We start from the raw sequence: 18,974 nt of genomic DNA, 5'->3' as shown, positions 1-18,974 counted from the left end.
GTGGGAATACCCTGACCTACTTTCCCACCTGACTGGATAACAAACGCAGACTAGTTACGAGTTGTGAGCAAGCTAAGGACTTAAACTACTTCTTTGGCTTGACTGTGGAATGACAACTTGATTAAATAATTATTGGTATCTGACTTTTTTGAACTGCTTGTTAAGGGATTAGCTAAGTGACGAGTTGTGTAAATTATTTCCCCAATGGGGAGTCGAAATTCTTGAGTTTAGTTGATTTATTAGGCGAAAGAGCGCAAGCTCAACCTGATCAGGTCGCCTATATCTTTCTCCATGACGGAGAAACCGAATCACAGAGTTTTACCTACTCGGAATTAGATGCAAAAGCAAGAGCGATCGCAGCCCATCTCCAATCAATCCCAGGAGAACGAGCTTTATTGTTATACCCTTCTGGATTAGAGTTCATTAGCGCTTTCTTTGGCTGTTTGTATGCAGGGGTTGTGGCGGTTCCCGTTTATCCTCCCAGGCGTAATCAGAAATTGTCTCGCTTGCTAAATATTGTTAATGATGCCCAAGCGTGTATTGCACTGACTACCACATCGATATTGGCTGACCTTGAGCAAAGGTGGGCAAGTGATGCCGAGTTAGCGCAGTTGAAGTTGGTAGCTACCGATACAATTGTTGCTGATAGTCAAGAGTTTGCACCATTATCAGTGACAGGGTCGAATTTAGCTTTTTTGCAATATACGTCCGGTTCCACGGGAACACCCAAAGGGGTAATGGTGACCCATGGCAATATCATCCACAACCAGCAGGTAATTCAACTAGCTACGGGTAATACTCGAGATAGTATTTATGTGTCTTGGCTGCCTTTATTTCACGATATGGGACTTGGTAACGCCTTGCAGTCATGTTTTGTCGGAATTTCTTATATTCTGATGCCCCCAGCCGCGTTTCTGATGAAGCCAATTCGCTGGTTAAAAGCCATTTCCAAATATCGGGCAACTATCACTGGAGGGCCTAATTTTGCTTACGATCTATGTGTGAGTAAGGTTAATCAGGAAAGTTTAGAAGCTCTTGACTTAAGTAGTTTAGATGTAGCGGCTAATGGGGCAGAACCAATCAAAGCAGAAACCCTAGAAAAATTCACGAAAAAATTTGCTTATTGTGGTTTTCGTCGGAGTGCATTTTATCCTTGTTATGGAATAGCAGAAGCCACCCTATTTGTTACGGGTGGGTACAAGAATAAACAGCCAGTGATTCAGGTAGTTAAAGCTGGAGATCTAGAACAAAATTTGGTAGTAGAGAGTGAAATTTACTCGGATGAAAGTCGAAGCTTTGTTGGTGTTGGTAGTCCTTACCTGGACACAAAAGTAATTATCGTTAACCCAGAGTCGTTAACTCTCTGTGAACCAGGACAAGTGGGAGAGATTTGGGTTAGGGGTGGCAGTGTAACTTTTGGGTATTGGAATCGCTCCGAAGCCACAAAAGAAACGTTCCAAGCTTATCTTAAAGATACAGGAGACGGACCTTTTTTACGTACAGGGGACTTAGGATTTTTTAGTAAGGGGGAACTTTTTGTTACAGGAAGACTAAAGGATCTAATTATAATTAGAGGTCGCAATCATTATCCCCAAGATATTGAATTAACAGTTGAAAACAGCCATCCTTCTCTACGAAGTCATGGGTGTGCTGCATTTTCTGTAGAGAGGGATGAAGAGGAGCGCTTGGTGGTTGCTTGTGAGGTGGAACGAACTCACCTACGCAAGCTCAACACAGAGGAGGTAGTATCTGCCGTTCGTCATGGCATCTGGATGGAGCATGAGTTGAAGGTTTATGGAGTATTACTACTTAAAACTGGCAGTCTTCCTAAGACTTCCAGTGGAAAAAATCAGCGTCATGCTTGTCGCCATTACTGGCTAAATAAGCAACTAAATTTGGTGGGTGAGTGGATTGAAAACGAGTTAGTGGAACCAATAACTATTAAGCAGAGACCCGATGAATCTTTCACTGAAAAAACTACTAGCTTTATGCCAACTCTAAGCAATGGACACAGAGTACTAAATAGCCAAGATAAAGCCAGCCAATCCCGTGCCGATGAACTGCTTGAATGGTTGCGTGACTATGCATCATTTCGCATTAACTCTCGCTTAATTGATGAAAGACGTTGCATTCCACCTCATATTGTTCTAGATTTTGGAAACCGTGGGTTTTTCGGCCTACAAGTACCTTTTAAGTATGGCGGAATAGGTCTGAACAATGTTGATACCTTAAGGATTATTGAGCAGTTGGGAGCCATAGATCAAACCCTAACATTGTTTGTTGGCAATCATAACGTCCTTGGGGTTCGTCCGATTATGAAATATGCCTCCCTAGCTCAAAAAGAGCAATTACTTCCCAACCTAGCTACAGGTCGAGAAATAGCAGCCTACGCCTTAACAGAACCGGGGGCAGGTTCCAATCCCCGAGCCATATCCGCACGAGCAATACCGAATCCTAATGGTGGTTGGTTATTGGAAGGTTCTAAAATTTGGAGTGGTTCGGCTGCATGGTCTAGTGTTATCAATATTTTTGTACAGCAGCTCGATCCCGATGGGAAACCGATGGGAATTAGTGGTTTCGTAGTGCCCCAGAGAACAAAAGGCTTGCGAATTGGTTCCGAAGCCCTGACTATGGGAATGCGGGGTATGGTTCAAAATGCCATATTTCTCGATGGAGTATCGGTAACTCCAGAGCAACTTTTGGGAGAACCAGGTGCTGGGATAAAAGTAGCTCAAGATGCCATGATGCACGGTAGATTGGGTCTGGCGGCTGGATGCATTGGTGGTATGAAACGCTGCGCTCAGTTGATGCTTCGCTATGGTGAGCGTCGTTTGGTCTCCACAGGTCGTTTACTCGATAATCCAGTTACGTTAGTTCGTTTGAGCGATCTGACAGCCGCTATTACTGTCTTAGAAAATTTAGTTTTCACGACTGCCGAGTTATTGGATAGGGGATATTCTATTCCTGAAGAAGTCTACACGGCTTGCAAAACATCAGGGCCTGAGTTTTTCTGGCAGGCTGCTGACAACCTGATTCAGTTACTCGGCGGTCGCGGCTATATTGAAACAAACATTGCCCCTCAAATCTACCGTGATGCCAGAGTTTTTCGCATTTTTGAAGGCCCGACGGAAACTCTCAATATGTTCTTGGGGTCTCGTGTGATTCAGAAACCAGAAGAGCTTTACCAATTCTTATCTAAGACATTGAAAGTTCCCGAAGTGGCTGAACGTCTAAAAAATGCTACAGCAGAAATTAGCGATCGCTTAAGGAATAAGAGCCGATTTTGCGAAGATCATACCGCTTTACGATGGGCTTATGTTTGTACAGGTGAAGTAGCAACTTGGGCTATTCTCTTGGCAGCGGTGAAACGAAATTTGAAACAGTTAAGTTCTGAACCTTTGCAGATTGCTGCAACTTGGGCTGAATTACAGTTCGAGCAAAAACTCCAGCTTGTACTGATGGGAACACCAGCAGAGATGGTGGAATCTGACGCTGAGAATATCACCGCTCGAATAAAGGATTACGCCGAAAAAATTGGCGATATAGAACAAACTCTGCCAGGAATTGACCATGAACTGGATGAATTTATGCGTCAAACATCTACAGTAAAATCAAAGAAAAATTTAGATGTAGAGTTGAATCCCTACCAGGAGACAACAAATGTTGCTGTAGAGCCTAAAACTGCTCAGCTTTTAGATAATCAGGAAGTTTATAATTATGATCAGATTGTAATTTGGATAGAAAGCTGGTTGGCCAAACAACCAGGTATTCAGAGAGAAACTATTAATCGCCAGACATCTTTTGCCGATTATGGCATGGATTCGGTGTTGGCAGTAGACTTAGTACAAGCCTTAGAAGATTGGCTGCAAACTTCCTTAGACGCAACGAGTCTCTGGAATTTTCCAACTATAGAATCCTTGGCTCAATACTTGGCTAGTAAAACGTCAACAAAGGAGGATGATTTAGAAGCTTCACCTTCTGGCCAGGAGGAGGCTAAGACTACTACCTTAGAATTGGAAAAACCTCTGGAAACTCAAATTGAGACATCTATTGCTGAAGAATTATTGGCTCTGGAAAACTTATTGACAGAAAATTAATATGAAGCAAATTAAGGAAGAAAATGAGTCCCTGGCTTCCTCAAAACGGTTACTCTTGGCTCTTAAACAAGCACGCACTCAATTAGAAGAACTACAACGGCAAAAGAGTGAACCGATTGCTATTGTTGGTATGGGTTGTCGGTTTCCAGGGGGGGTGAAAGATTCAGAAAGCTTTTGGCAACTGTTGAAAAATGGAGTTGATAGCATTACTGAAATTCCTGGGGAGCGATGGGATATAAAAGATTACTATCACCCAGATCCAGATGTTCCAGGCAAAATGTATACTCGCTATGGAGGATTTCTGGAAGAGGTAGACCAATTTGACCCTCAATTTTTTGGGATTTCTCCCCGAGAAGCTACTGCTATGGACCCTCAGCAACGGTTGCTGTTAGAAGTGAGTTGGGAAGCATTAGAACATGCAGGGTTAGCACCGGATCAACTTCAAGGTAGCCAAACCGGAGCATTTATGGGGATCTGCTTTGAGGATTATTCCCGCTTTAGCGTTAACTCTGGAGATCCAACCAGGATGGATGCCTACAGCAGTTTGGGCAATACTCGCAGTATTGCTGCAGGACGCTTAGCATATATTTTTGGTTTCAATGGTCCGAGTTTCTTTTTAGATACAAGTTGTTCTTCCTCGCTTTTATCGGTTCACCTGGCTTGTCAGAGTTTACGTTATAGAGAGTGTAATCTAGCTTTAGCTGGTGGAGTTAACCTAATTCTCACCCCAGAAGCAACAATTGGTTTTTGTAAACTCAAAGCTTTGTCTACTGATGGTCGTTGCAAAACCTTTGATGCTTCGGCGGATGGTTACGGTAGAGGAGAAGGCTGTGGAATTGTAGTTCTCAAGCGTTTATCTAATGCAGTAGCTGATGGAGACCAGATTTTTGCTTTAATTCGGGGTTCAGCCGTCAATCATGATGGTAAAAGTAATGGACTCACAGCTCCCAATGGCTCTGCTCAGGAGGCTTTACTCCAGCAAGCCTTAGAAAATTCCAGGGTAACACCAAGCCAAATTCAATACGTAGAAGCTCACGGAACTGGGACATCTCTCGGAGATCCCATTGAAGTTCTAGCACTGGGGAAGATCTTAGGTCAAGGTCGAGCACAAGATCAGCCTTTGAATATTGGTTCAGTAAAAACTAATTTTGGTCATCTTGAAGGTGCTGCAGGGGTAGCGGGTCTGATCAAGGTGGTTCTGGGATTGCAGCATCAGCAGATTCCTCCCCATCTCCATTTGAAAGAGCCAAACCCTCATATTCCCTGGCAGAAATTACCGATTACAGTGCCAACGGCATTAACTCCTTGGGAATCAGGGGAAAAAGGACGTTTGGCGGGGGTAAGTTCTTTTGGCATGAGTGGGACAAACCTTCATATTATCTTAGAAGAAGCACCAGGACAAGGCAAAAGTGAAGAGTTAAGTGAGCGTACGCACCATATATTAACGCTATCGGCAAAATCTAAAAAAGCTCTGCTTGAGTTAGCACAATCTTATGAAAAATTTTTAGGGAATAATTCCACAGCAGCGTACGCAGATGTTTGCTTCACGGCTAATACAGGGCGTAACCATTTTAGCCATCGTCTCGCTATTGTTACGTCTGACCAACAAGAGGCCGCCGATAAATTAGCAAAAATTAGTGCAGCCGAAGAAGCTAATGGTGTATTCTCAGGAGAACTCTCTAGTAATCATAAATCCCCGAAAATAGCTTTCTTGTTTACTGGACAAGGTTCTCAGTATATCAACATGGGAAGAGAACTCTATCAAACCCAACCCCTCTTCCGTCGTACCTTAGACCAGTGCGAGCAAATTCTCAAACCTTATTTAGAAAAATCTATTTTAGACGTTATTTATCCGGAAAATACTAAAGAATTAAATAGTTCTCTCATTGACCAAACTGCCTATACTCAACCAGCTCTATTTGCCATCGAATATGCCCTAGCCCAGTTGTGGAAATCTTGGGGGATTGAACCGGATGTGGTGATGGGTCACAGTGTGGGGGAATATGTGGCCGCTTGTGTAGCAGGAGTATTTAGTTTAGAAGATGGCCTAAAACTGATTGCCCATCGGGGAAGGTTAATCCAGCAGTTACCTTCTGGAGGAGAGATGGTAGCGGTGATGGCATCATACGAGAAAGTAAATCAACTGATTGCCCCATATTCAGACAAAGTAGCAATAGCAGCCATCAACGGGTCTGTTAGCACTGTAGTTTCTGGTGCAGCAGAAACGATTAAGACAGTTAGGGACAGCTTAGAAGCAGAAGGAATCAAAACCAAACAACTGCAAGTATCCCACGCCTTCCATTCACCCTTAATGGAACCGATGTTGGCAGAGTTTGAAGTAGTAGCCCATCAAATAACCTACAATCAACCCCGAATTCCCCTGATTTCCAATGTGACAGGAGCTATAGCCGACGAGAGTATTGCCACAGCTAGCTACTGGGTAAATCATGTCTGTCAACCGGTGAAGTTTGCCCAAAGTATGGAGACCTTGCACCAACAAGGTTATGAAGTCTTCCTAGAAATTGGATCCAAACCAATTTTGTTAGGTATGGCAAGGCAGTGTTTGCCAGAAGATGTAGGAGTATGGTTGCCTTCTTTGTGTCCTGGTCAAGAAGACTGGCAGCAAATGCTACAAAGTTTAACAGAGTTATATGTGCGGGGAGTCAAAGTAGATTGGTTAGGGTTTGATAACTATTATTCACGTAGTAAGGTGGTATTGCCCACTTATCCCTGGCAACGGCAACGCTATTGGATAGAGACTTCCCAGGGATATTCTAAACGACTGAACCAACAGATGTACCCACTGTTGGGAAGTAAGGTAGAATTGGCAGCCACTGGTCAGACAATTTACCACCAGCACATAAACCTAAGCAACTGTGCCTGGATTGGAGACCACCGAGTCTACGACACTGCTGTAATTCCCGGTGTCAGCTACATCGCCATGACATTTGCAGCAGTGGGCACACCGGCAGCAGTGGAGGAGGTTAACTTTATACAACCCCTAATTCTGGCCACACCTAATGCTACCCGTGAAACACAACTTTTGATTCATCCTGCTGATAGTAATCAGACTAAGCAAAAGGTGGAAGTTTTTAGTAGAGATGCCACTGAGGGAGGCCAATGGCAACAGCACGCTGAAATTACCCTGTTAAATACCCCACCCTCAATACCCGCCTTAAAAGTAGACATAAAATCTCTGCGTCAACAGTTGAGACCCATTGACGCTGATGTACTGAAGGATATTTATGCTAAAGTGTCTTTGGTTTACGGTCCGATGCTAGAGGCAGTCCGTCAGGCTTGGATAGGAGAAGGAATTTCCCTGTTGGAAATTGAAGTACCAGAAGCTCTGGAATCCCAGCTGGCTGGGGAACCAATCCATCCAGTCCTCCTTGATGCGTGTACCCGCCTATCTCCTGAAACTTTAGACCCTCTTCAAGATGAAGCAGGAGTATTTTGGGCTCCATGGAAGGTGCAGGGAATGACCCTGAGCCGCACAGCGCCGCGCCGCTTCTATGCCTACGTTAATCAACCCACTCGCATCAACGAACAATTGCAGACCCTTGCTTATGATATCCATCTGCTCGATGAGATGGCTCAAGCCTTTGGACGCATTGATGGTTTTACTCTTCGGCGCGCTCCCCGCGAAGCATTTTTGAGAAGTTTGCAGGTAGATCATGGTGATTGGTTATATCAAATCCATTGGCAACCACAATCAACTTCACTTGACAACCAATCAATTGATTTAACAAAACCCGGTAGTTGGCTGCTGTTTTGCCCACCCACAGGTATAGGCAAACATCTGGCAGAATCCTTAACCCAACAAGGTCAGCATTGTATCTTAGTTACACCAGGGGAGAATTACCAACAGTTAGATTCTCAACATTATCAAATCAATCCGATTAAGGTCAGTGAATTTCCACGACTATTGCAAGAAAGCTTAGAGCAACAACCCCCATTACGAGGCATTGTCCACCTGTGGAGTTTACAAGAAACACTAGCACCACTGAAATCTACACAGGAGTTGCAAAAGTCTCAAGACTTATGTTGTGGCAGTGTACTTCATTTAGTACAAGCCATAGTCAAAAATCAAGATCTAAAAAGTCCGACCTTGTGGCTAGTAACCCAAGGCTCCCAATCAGTGGCTAACCAGTCCCTTCCCATACAATTCCAACAAGCACCTTTATGGGGGTTAGGTCGAGTAATTGCCCAAGAACATAGGGAATTACAATGCCGATGTTTAGACTTAGACCCTACTGTGGAAGAAAACCAAGCAGTAGCAGCTTTGTTGCAGGAAATATTGTCTCCTGGTGATGAAAACCAAATTGCTTACCGTCAACAGGTACGTTATGTGGCCAGGTTAGAGCGGCAGCAAAAATCTCTAACATCAACACAGGTAGTAGCATCAATGTCAGAAGCTGCTAATAACCAAGTTTCTATCCAATCTGAATTCAGTTATCTAATTACTGGAGGATTGGGGGCTTTGGGGTTACACTCAGCCCGTTGGATGGTGGAACAAGGAGCAAGACATTTAGTACTCACCGGACGTAAGCAGCCATCAGTTTTTGCTCAACAAACTATTAAGGAATTGCAAGAGGCAGGAGCCCAAGTATTAGTCCTGTGTGGGGATATCTCCCAACAAGAAGATGCTACTAAAATTCTCTCACAAATCCAAGAATCTTTACCGACCTTACGAGGTGTAATTCATGCGGCTGGGTTATTGGATGACGGTTTACTGCAACAGATGAGTTGGGCGGAATTTACACGAGTTATGGCACCGAAAGTACAAGGGACTTGGCATTTACACTCTTTAACTCAGAATCTTCCTTTGGACTTTTTTGTGTGTTTTTCCTCTATGGCTTCACTACTTGGTTCACCAGGTCAAGGAAATTATGCCGCAGCCAATGCTTTTATGGATGCGATCGCCCATCATCGTCGGAGTCTAGGTTTACCAGGCTTGAGCATCAACTGGGGAGCGTGGGATGAAGGGGGAATGGCCAGTCGCTTGGAAAGTCAACACCTCACCCGGATGCAGGCTCAGGGAATTAGTCCCATTTCTCCAGAGCGAGGATTACAGGCTTTAGCTAAGTTGTTGGGCCAAAAGTCTACCCAAGTTGGGGTGTTGGCCATTAATTGGTCTCAATTTTTGGGGCAACTGTCTGGAGGGATAAAAATGCCTTTATTAGAGGCATTTTCTGTAGCCGAGACCACACAAGCCAAGGATTATAAGCTTTTAAAACGATTAAAAGCATCTTCTCAAATAGAAAGAAAAAAGCTCTTGATAACTCACCTTCAAACTGAAGTGGCCAAGGTACTGGGGATGACAGCTTTCCAAATTGATGTGCAACAGCCTCTTAACACCATGGGACTTGACTCCCTGATGGCTGTGGAATTGCGGAATCGTGTTCAAAATGACTTGGGAGTTGATGTGCCCATAGTCAAATTTATAGAAGATATCAGTATCGTTGGTTTGGCGACTGAAGTGAATGGGCAACTGACCCAAATTGATATAACTCAAAGACTTGAACAAGATGAGGACGAGCAAACTCTCTTGAGTAATGCAAAGGATAGTGATTTGATTGAGGGGGAACTATGAATTTATTGGAGTTTTTGCAAGACCTTGTCATAAAAGGTTGGAAATTATGGAACGAGGGAAATCGACTGCGCTATTGTGCACCAAACGAAGAATCAACTGCTTTGGTATTAGCCCAACTGAAACAACACAAAGCCGAAATCTTAGAGTTGCTGCGCGATCGCCCAGATATTTTGAATGTCTCTCAACTTTCCTACGGTCAAAAAGCACTTTTGTTTTTGTGGCAATTAGCACCCCAAAGTCATGCTTATAACCGATCATTCCCTGCTCGTATTTACTCAGTGGTAGATATGACAGCAATGGAAAAGGCATTGAGGGTGCTAAGGGAACGCCATCCGATCTTGCGTACTACTTTTCCCAAACTCGGATCTGAACCAATTCAACAGGTGCATGACAATCAAGAATTAGATTTCTTGCTTTTTGATGCTTCTAGTTGGAGTGAAGATGAACTTAAAGCGAAAGTGGTTGAGGCTCATCAATTTCCCTTTGACCTCGAACGAGGACCAGTTATGCGAGTTAGGTGGTTTACTCGTTCTAACTTTGAACATATCCTGTTGCTGACCATACATCACATTGCTTGCGATGGCTGGTCAATAGATCTGCTGATACAGGAATTGGAAAAACTGTACCAGGCACAAAAGGCTGGTGTTGAGCCATCCCTTCCCCAAATGAAGCATTCCTACCAAGATTATGTTCGTTGGCAGAGGGATATTTTGGAGGGAACTCAAGGAGAAAGACTCTGGAACTACTGGCAGCAACAACTGTCAGGGGAGTTGCCTGTACTGAATTTGCCTACAGATCGATTGCGTAGGCCGATACAAACCTATAATGGTGCTTCCCATCACTTCAATTTATCTGACAAGCTCACTAAGCAACTTAAGGAACTAGCTCAAAACTTGGGAGCAACATTTTACACGATACTCTTAGCTGCTTTTCAGGTGCTGTTGTATCGTTACACAGGTCAGGAGGATATTCTAGTCGGTTCTCCCACCTCAGGTAGAACTCAACCTGAGTTTGCTGGGATCATGGGCTACTTTGTTGACCCAGTTGTGATGCGGGCAAATTTATCTAATAATCTGAGTTTTAAGGAGTTTCTTAGCGAAGTTCGTCAAACAGTACTCGAAGCACTCACTCATCAAGATTACCCATTTGCTCTACTAGTAGAAAAGTTACAGCCACACCGCGACCCCAGTCGTTCGCCAATTTTTCAGGCTTCTTTTCTTCTACAACAGTTACAAAAATCTCAAAACATACAGAATTTTATTGTAAATGAAATAGAAAATGATATTGATTGGGCAGGATTGAAGCTAAGACCTTTTGAAATCCCTCAACAGGAAGGTCTGTTTGATTTGGATTTAGAAATCATGGAGGGGAGTTCATCGGTTAAAGGGACTTTTAAGTATAACACTGATTTGTTTGATGGGTCTACCATTGCTCGCATGGCGGCTCATTTCCAAAATTTGTTGTCAGCAATTGTGAAAAATCCTCAACTTAGAGTGGGTGAGTTACCTTTGTTGAGTGCAGAGGAACGTCATCAACTGTTGGTGGAGTGGAATGATACTACCAGGGAATATCCAACAGATAAATGTATTCATCAGTTATTTGAAGAGCAGGTAGAGAAAACACCGGATGCTATAGCTGTGGTGTTTGAGCAGGAGCAGTTGACTTATCAGCAATTAAATCAAAGGGCTAACCAATTAGTACATTACCTGCAAAGCTTGGGAGTAGGACCAGAGGTACTGGTGGGTATTTGTGTGGAACGTTCTGTACAGATGGTGGTAGGACTGTTGGCGATACTCAAGGCAGGTGGTGCTTATGTACCTGTTGACCCCAATTATCCCCCAGAACGACTGAGTTATATGTTGGCCGATGCGGGTGTTGAGGTGTTGTTAACCCAAACAAACTTGGTGGCTGATCTCCCACCAGGCTCGACGATGGTTTGTCTTGATCAGCCAGACCTAGTAGCAGGTTTGTCAACATCAGTCCTGGCCCTGCCAAGGGTTAGGGGCGACAATCTGGCTTATGTCATGTATACCTCCGGTTCTACAGGTCGCCCCAAAGGGGTCAGTGTGACCCATCGCAATGTGGTCAGGCTGGTCAAACAGACTAATTTCATAGAGTTTTCCACAGATGATGTGTTCTTGCAATTAGCCCCGATCTCCTTTGATGCGGCTACCTTGGAAATTTGGGGGCCGCTGCTCAACGGTGGCAAATTGGTGATCTTACCGCCGCACCAGCCATCTTTATTGGAGCTAGGCCAAGCCCTACAAAGACACCAAATCACCACCCTCTGGCTGACGGCGGGCCTATTTCATCTAATGGTGGATGAACACTTAGCCGATTTACAAGGGCTAAAATGGCTGATGGCGGGGGGGGATGTCCTGTCGGTCTCCCATATCTACAAGGCAGTTCAAGGGCTCCCAAATTGCCAAGTGATCAATGGTTATGGGCCAACAGAAAACACGACCTTCACCTGTTGTTATCCAGTCGAAGGGGTGCAACCGACGGACAGATCCATCCCCATCGGCTATCCCATTGCCAATACCCGGGTGTATATTTTGGATAACCACCAAAACCCTGTGCCGATCGGGGTGTCTGGGGAGTTGTATACAGGTGGGGATGGCGTTGCCAGAGGCTATCACAACAATGCTGCCTTGAGTGAAGGGAAATTCATCCCCAATCCTTTTGGTCAAGGACAGTTGTACAAAACAGGTGATTTAGTCCGTTATCTGTGTGATGGCAAGATTGAATATTTAGGTCGCATGGATAACCAAGTCAAAATCAGGGGTTTCCGGATCGAACTAGGGGAAATCGAAGCCATCCTATCCACCCACCCCCAAATCCAACAGACAGTAGTAATTGCAACAGAAGATATTCCTGGTAATAAACGCCTAGTTGCCTACTCTGTCAGTGAGGAAGAATCACTAAGCACTAAGCAACTACGAGAATTCCTCAAAGAGAAACTACCAGACTACATGGTACCTTCTGCCTTCGTTACTTTAGAGACCCTACCCTTAACACCAAATGGCAAAGTAGACCGTTTTGCTTTACCTGCACCAGATGGGGAAATTACCAGAGTTGAGGAATACGTCGCACCACGTACAGAAATAGAAGAAATCTTAACCAACCTCTGGCAAGAATTACTTGGGAAAGACAAAGTTAGCATCCACGACAACTTCTTTGAAATCGGTGGGGATTCCATTCTCAGCATTCTTGTAGTGTCCCGTGCCAAAAACGCAGGAATACAAATCACTCCTCAACAACTATTTCTTCATCAAACCATCGCCGAACTAGCCAGGGTAGCCACCACAGGGGTTAGTATCAATGCTCAACAAGGTCTAGTGACCGGAGTGGCTCCGTTGACCCCAATTCAAAAAAGCTTCTTCGCCCAAAATAAGCAAGAGCCACACCACTATAACCAATCGGTTTTATTGGAAATTCCCAACCATCTGGATCCGGAATTCATCAAAATAGCCATAGGAAAATTACTAGAGCATCATGATGCCCTACGATTACGATTCCCTGATGGGGCATCTGAGTACCAACAAAATAACCTATCTCTTGACCATAACGTTCCCTTTGACCTAGTAGATTTATCCTCAACTCCTGAAGAAGAACAAGCAGTTATCCTATCAAAAATTGCCACGGACTATCAAAGGAGTTTAAACCTAGAAGACGGACCAATAATGCAAGTGGTGCGGTTTAACCTAGGTCAGGACAGGTCGGCGAGGTTACTAATCATTATTCATCACTTAGCCGTGGATGGGGTAAGTTGGCGAATTGTATTATCAGACCTAGCAACAATTTATCAACAACTAACCGAGCAACAGCCCATACAACTAAGTCCCAAAACCACCGCTTTTATAGATTGGGCTGATAAATTAAACAACTATGCACAATCAGAAATACTCTTGAAAGAGTTAGACTATTGGCTCAACCAACCTTGGTCAAAGATCACACCACTACCCAATGATTATCGTCACCCTAACTCAGAAAATACCATTGGCAGTGCTGGTTATGTATCTCGGGAATTGAGTGTAGAAGAAACTACGGCTCTGCTGGGGTCAGTCAACCAAGCCTACAACACACAAATTAACGATATCTTGCTTAGTGGGTTAGTACTGTCTTTGGCTCAGTGGAGCGGAAATTCAACCATAGTAATCGACTTAGAAGGACATGGCAGAGAAGAACTATTTGCCGATGTAGACTTATCTCGGACGGTAGGTTGGTTTACCACTGTGTTCCCAGTATTATTACAACTGACTTCATTAAACCAACCGGCAGAGGTAATCAAATCAATTAAAGAACAATTACGAGCTATTCCCAATCGTGGCATCGGTTACGGGCTGTTGCGTTACTTGTGTCAAGACACTACGGTTAATCAACAACTACAGACAATTCCCACTGCCGAAATTAGTTTTAATTACCTAGGACAATTTGACCAAGTCCAATCCCAAACCGGTTGGAAATTTGCGTCATTATCCACAGGATTGAACCAAAGTGAAAAGCAACATCGTGACCATCTATTAGATGTTAGCGGTCTGGTGCTAGAAGGGAAATTAACCATAAATTGGATTTACAGTAGTAATGTCCATAGCCGTGGCACAGTGGAAAAGTTGGCCAACAGCTATCACAAGACCCTCAGGTCAATCCTAGAACATTGTCAGTTAGAAGAAGCTTTTGGATATACACCATCGGATTTCCCTTTGGCACAGTTGAATCAAGTAGAACTTGATGAGTTATTAGCTGTTATCAAGACGAAAAATATCGCTGAAATTTATCCCCTATCTCCCATGCAACAAGGGATGCTGTTCCACAGTCTATATGCTCCGGATAGTGGGGTGTATTTTGAACAGATGACCTTTAAGTTGAAGGGGAATCTCAAGGTGGCGGCTTTGAGGGAGAGTTGGCAACTTGTTGTAGATAGGTATTCAACTCTACGGACATTCTTTGTTTGGGAAAATCGCTCTACTCCACTACAAGTAGTGTTGAAACAGGTAGAGTTACCTTGGAGTAATCTTGATTGGCGAGACTTATCAGCAACAGAGCAACAACAGCAATTATCACAGATGTTGTCTACACAAAGGGAGTCAGGTTTTCAACTAAACCTTGCCCCCTTAATGAGCTGTACCTTAATTCAACTCAGTGACGAGACTTACCAGTTGCTCTGGAGTTATCACCATCTGCTGATTGATGGATGGTGTTTATCGATTATCTTTAAAGAAGTTTTCAGTTTCTATGAGGCGAAACTGACTGGAAAAACTGGTAATTTACCAACACCACGTCCCTACCGGGATTATATTGCTTGGTTGAGTGAGCAAGACCAGGAAACCGCCTCTAAGTTTTGGCGAGAAACCTTAGTTGGTTTTAGTGCTCCCACTCCCCTAGTAGTAGATAAGCATCCGTATCAAAATCCCCAGCCAAACTCGGATTATCAGGAATTGGAATTACGTTTATCTGATCAAGTGAGCGGTCAGTTAGAATCTGTAGCACGACAACATTATGTGACGTTATCAACTCTAGTACAAGGGGCTTGGGCTTTATTATTAAGTCGTTATAGTGGTGATGAAGATGTGGTATTTGGGGTGACGGTTTCTGGTCGCTCAGCCAGTTTGGATGGGCTGGAGACTATGGTGGGATTGTTTATCAATACCTTACCATTACGTCTACAAGTATCTCCTGGGGATAAGCTAATAGATTGGTGGCAACAAATACAACAGTTAATGTCGCAATTACAGACATACTGTTATACTCCCCTAGTGGAAATTCAAGGGATGAGCGAGGTGCCTGGGGGCATCCCTTTGTTTGAGAGTATTCTGGTGTTTGAGAATTATCCAGTTGATAGTTCTTTGTTGAATAACAAGAGTTGGCTAGAGCTTGAAGAGATAAAGAGTTTTGAGAAAACTAATTATCCCCTGACTGTGATTGCCGTTCCGGGAGAGCAGTTGAGTATTAAGATTATTTATGATCCTGTTCGTTTTGATGAAGATACTATCAGGCGGATGTTGGGACATTTGCAAACCATTTTCTCAGCCATTGTCGAAAATCCCCAACAGGTAGTCTCAGAGTTACCTTTGTTGAGTGAAAGGGAACGTCATCAACTGTTAGTAGAGTGGAATGATACTGCCAGTGCATATCCAACAGATAAATGTATTCATCAGTTAGTTGAAGAGCAGGTAGAGAAAACACCCGATGCTATAGCTGTGGTGTTTGACCAAGAACAGTTGACCTACCGTCAATTAAATCAAAGGGCGAACCAATTAGCACATCACTTGCTTTCACTGGGAGTAGGACCAGAGGTACTGGTGGGTATTTGTGTGGAACGTTCTATACAGATGGTGGTAGGACTGTTGGGGATACTGAAAGCAGGTGGTGCTTATGTACCCCTTGACCCCAATTATCCCCCAGAACGACTGAGTTATATGTTGGCAGATTCGGGTGTTGAAGTGTTGTTGACTCAACAGTCGTTGCTGGAATCTTTGCCATCACATACAGCACAGGTGGTTTGTTTGGATAGTGATTGGGAAGCCATAGAACAACACAGTGGAGAGAATCTTGATGTTGGGGTAACTTCAGATAATTTAGCTTATGTAATTTATACGTCTGGTTCTACTGGTCAACCTAAGGGAGTTGCCATTGAACATCACAGTCCAGTAGCGTTATGTCATTGGTCAAAACAAACATTTACCACTTCCGAAATGAGTGGAGTTTTGGCGGCCACTTCTATCTGTTTTGATTTATCGGTGTTTGAGTTATTTGTGACCTTGTCTAATGGAGGCCGAGTAATTTTAGCCCAAAATGCTTTGGATATCACCAACTTGGATACAGCCTCTGAAATAACTTTAATTAATACAGTTCCTTCCGCGATCGCGGAACTCTTAAGGGTTGAGGGTATCCCCCCACAGGTGCAAACTGTCAATTTAGCCGGTGAACCGATACAAAATCAAATTGTCCAACAACTTTACCAGCATCAAACTATTGAATTTGTTTACAATCTTTATGGTCCTTCAGAAGATACAACTTATTCGACGCAAGCCAAGTTAGTCCAGGGAGCAACTGAGGCACCTTCTATCGGTCGCCCCATCGCCAACACTCAAGTTTACATCTTAGACTCACACCTGCAACCAGTACCGATAGGAGTACCAGGATTACTCTACATCGGAGGTGATGGACTAGCCAGAGGATACCTTAACCGCCCAGAACTAACCAAACAAAAATTCATCACTAATCCCTTCTCTAGTTCCTTTTCACAACGACTCTACAAAACCGGAGACTTGGCGAGATACCGATCAGACGGTAATATCGAATTTCTCGGTCGCATCGATAACCAAGTCAAAATCAGGGGTTTCCGCATCGAACTAGGGGAAATCGAAGCAGTCCTATCCACCCACCCCCAAATCCAACAGACAGTAGTAATTGCAACAGAAGATATTCCTGGTAACAAACGCCTAGTTGCCTACTCTGTCAGTGAGGAAGAATCACTAAGCACTAAGCAACTACGTGAATTCCTCAAAGAGAAACTACCAGACTACATGGTACCTTCTGCCTTCGTTACTTTAGACACTCTGCCCTTAACACCAAATGGTAAAGTAGACCGTTTTGCTTTACCTGCCCCTGATGCTGCCTTCAGCCAAAGCAGTGACTTCCTAGCACCGAAGACAGAGAGTCAAATTCTTATCGCTAGTCTTTTTGCTGAAATTCTCTCCCTGCACCCTGAAAGTATTAGCCTTGATGATAGTTTCTTTGAGTTAGGTGGTCATTCCCTATTGGCCACTCAACTGATGTTTCGCATTCGTGAAGCCTTCGAGGTTAATTTATCTCTAAGGGCATTATTTGATTATCCTTCTGTTTCTGATTTGGCTAGTGCAATCGACCAAGCTTTAGTAACTGGAGACTATCAATCCCAAACTTGGGATTTAGAAGCAGAAGCTGCTTTAGATCCAGATATTCAGCCATCAACTGCGATTGCGCCAATCGTCAGTCCAATTGAACGAATTTTCCTAACTGGTGCCACAGGTTTCTTGGGAATTTATTTACTTTCCGAACTCTTGACTACAACTACTGCTACTGTCTATTGTTTGGTTCGGGCTGATAATCGTGATGCTGGCAAAGAAAGACTATTGAACAAGTTAGAAGCAACTGGATTATCGAGTGAGAATTTTACATCTCGAATTATTCCCATCATCGGAGATTTAGGAACCAGTCGTTTTGGACTCTCAGCAACGGAGTATAATAATTTATGCCAAGACATTGATGTGGTTTATCACGTTGGAGCTAAGGTTCATCATCTGTGGTCTTACGCTCTTTTAAAAGATGCAAATGTTTTGGGAACCCAAGACGTGTTAAGACTGGCCAGTTTAGGGAAGCTAAAACCGGTTCATTACGTTTCTACTCTATTCTCAATATCCCAAACTGAGCAACCCATTCTTGAGTCAGCCACTGCCAATCATTATGATTTACCAAAACTAGGCTATGTTCAGACCAAGTGGGTAGGAGAGCAGTTAGTTTGGGAAGCTGCCAAGCGAGGTTTACCCATCACTATCTATCGACCGTCGAGGATTAGTGGTCACAGTCAAACCGGTGTCTCTAGTTTCGATGACTTACTCTCGCGACTGGTGAAAGGATGTATTCAACTCAAACGTTGTCCTAGCTGGAGTGGTTTAGCAGAAAATCTTGTTCCAGTAGATTATGTCAGCCGAGCAATTGTTTGTCTGTCTCAACAAAACCGTTTATTTGGGAAGGCATTCCATTTAATTAATCCAAAATCGGTGCCTTTCAGGGAAATTTTTCACTGGGTGCGCTCCCTGGGCTATAGCTTGGAAGAAATTGACTATACTCATTGGCGTTCCAAGTTGATAGAGGATATGGAAAATCCTCTCTACCCTTACTTACCTAACTTCCCGGAATCACCATCTAGCACAACAAACATCGAATCGAGCACAACAAACTTAATTGAGTACGATTGTCGCAATGTAGTTGATGGTTTAAGAGGAAGTGGTATCAAGTTACCGGAGGTTAATCAGGATTTATTTAAAACTTACCTCTGCTACTTCAGAGAAAGTGGATTTTTGGAGGATTGAACTTTATTCCGCAGATACGATCACATAATGTTGTATCCAAGACTCGTTTTGTAACCTGTTTTAAAAACATGATGCGATAGTTTTTTTTAAAACAGGTTACAAAACTTTTTTTTGCTTTTTTTAGGTAATTTTTAACAATCAACACTTCTGGTCGAACCACGTAATAATACAAGTAAGTTAAGGTACTGCTAGACTGACCTAATGTTA

3 protein-coding genes are annotated in these 18,974 nt (G+C 43.5%); all 3 read left to right on the top strand.

Annotated elements, in window-relative coordinates; translation table 11 throughout:
• Positions 1-176 precede the first annotated feature (176 nt).
• The 3 genes from BJP34_RS27445 to BJP34_RS27435 are packed head-to-tail and all read left to right on the top strand — an operon-like array spanning position 177 to position 18,767.
• Positions 177-4,097, top strand: a complete 3,921-nt coding sequence (locus BJP34_RS27445; protein ID WP_202972030.1) for an AMP-binding protein — start codon at positions 177-179, stop codon at positions 4,095-4,097.
• 1 nt (position 4,098) lies between these two features.
• A complete protein-coding gene (locus tag BJP34_RS27440; protein WP_070395080.1) occupies positions 4,099-9,690 on the top strand; it encodes a type I polyketide synthase in 5,592 nt (1,863 codons plus the stop codon).
• Positions 9,687-18,767, top strand: a complete 9,081-nt coding sequence (locus tag BJP34_RS27435) for a non-ribosomal peptide synthetase (protein WP_070395079.1) — start codon at positions 9,687-9,689, stop codon at positions 18,765-18,767. The genes BJP34_RS27440 and BJP34_RS27435 overlap by 4 nt, the downstream gene beginning before the upstream one ends.
• Positions 18,768-18,974: the final 207 nt, after the last annotated feature.

This window comes from Moorena producens PAL-8-15-08-1 (assembly GCF_001767235.1).
Classification (GTDB): domain Bacteria; phylum Cyanobacteriota; class Cyanobacteriia; order Cyanobacteriales; family Coleofasciculaceae; genus Moorena; species Moorena producens_A.
This window is presented reverse-complemented; position numbering and strand designations above follow the sequence as displayed.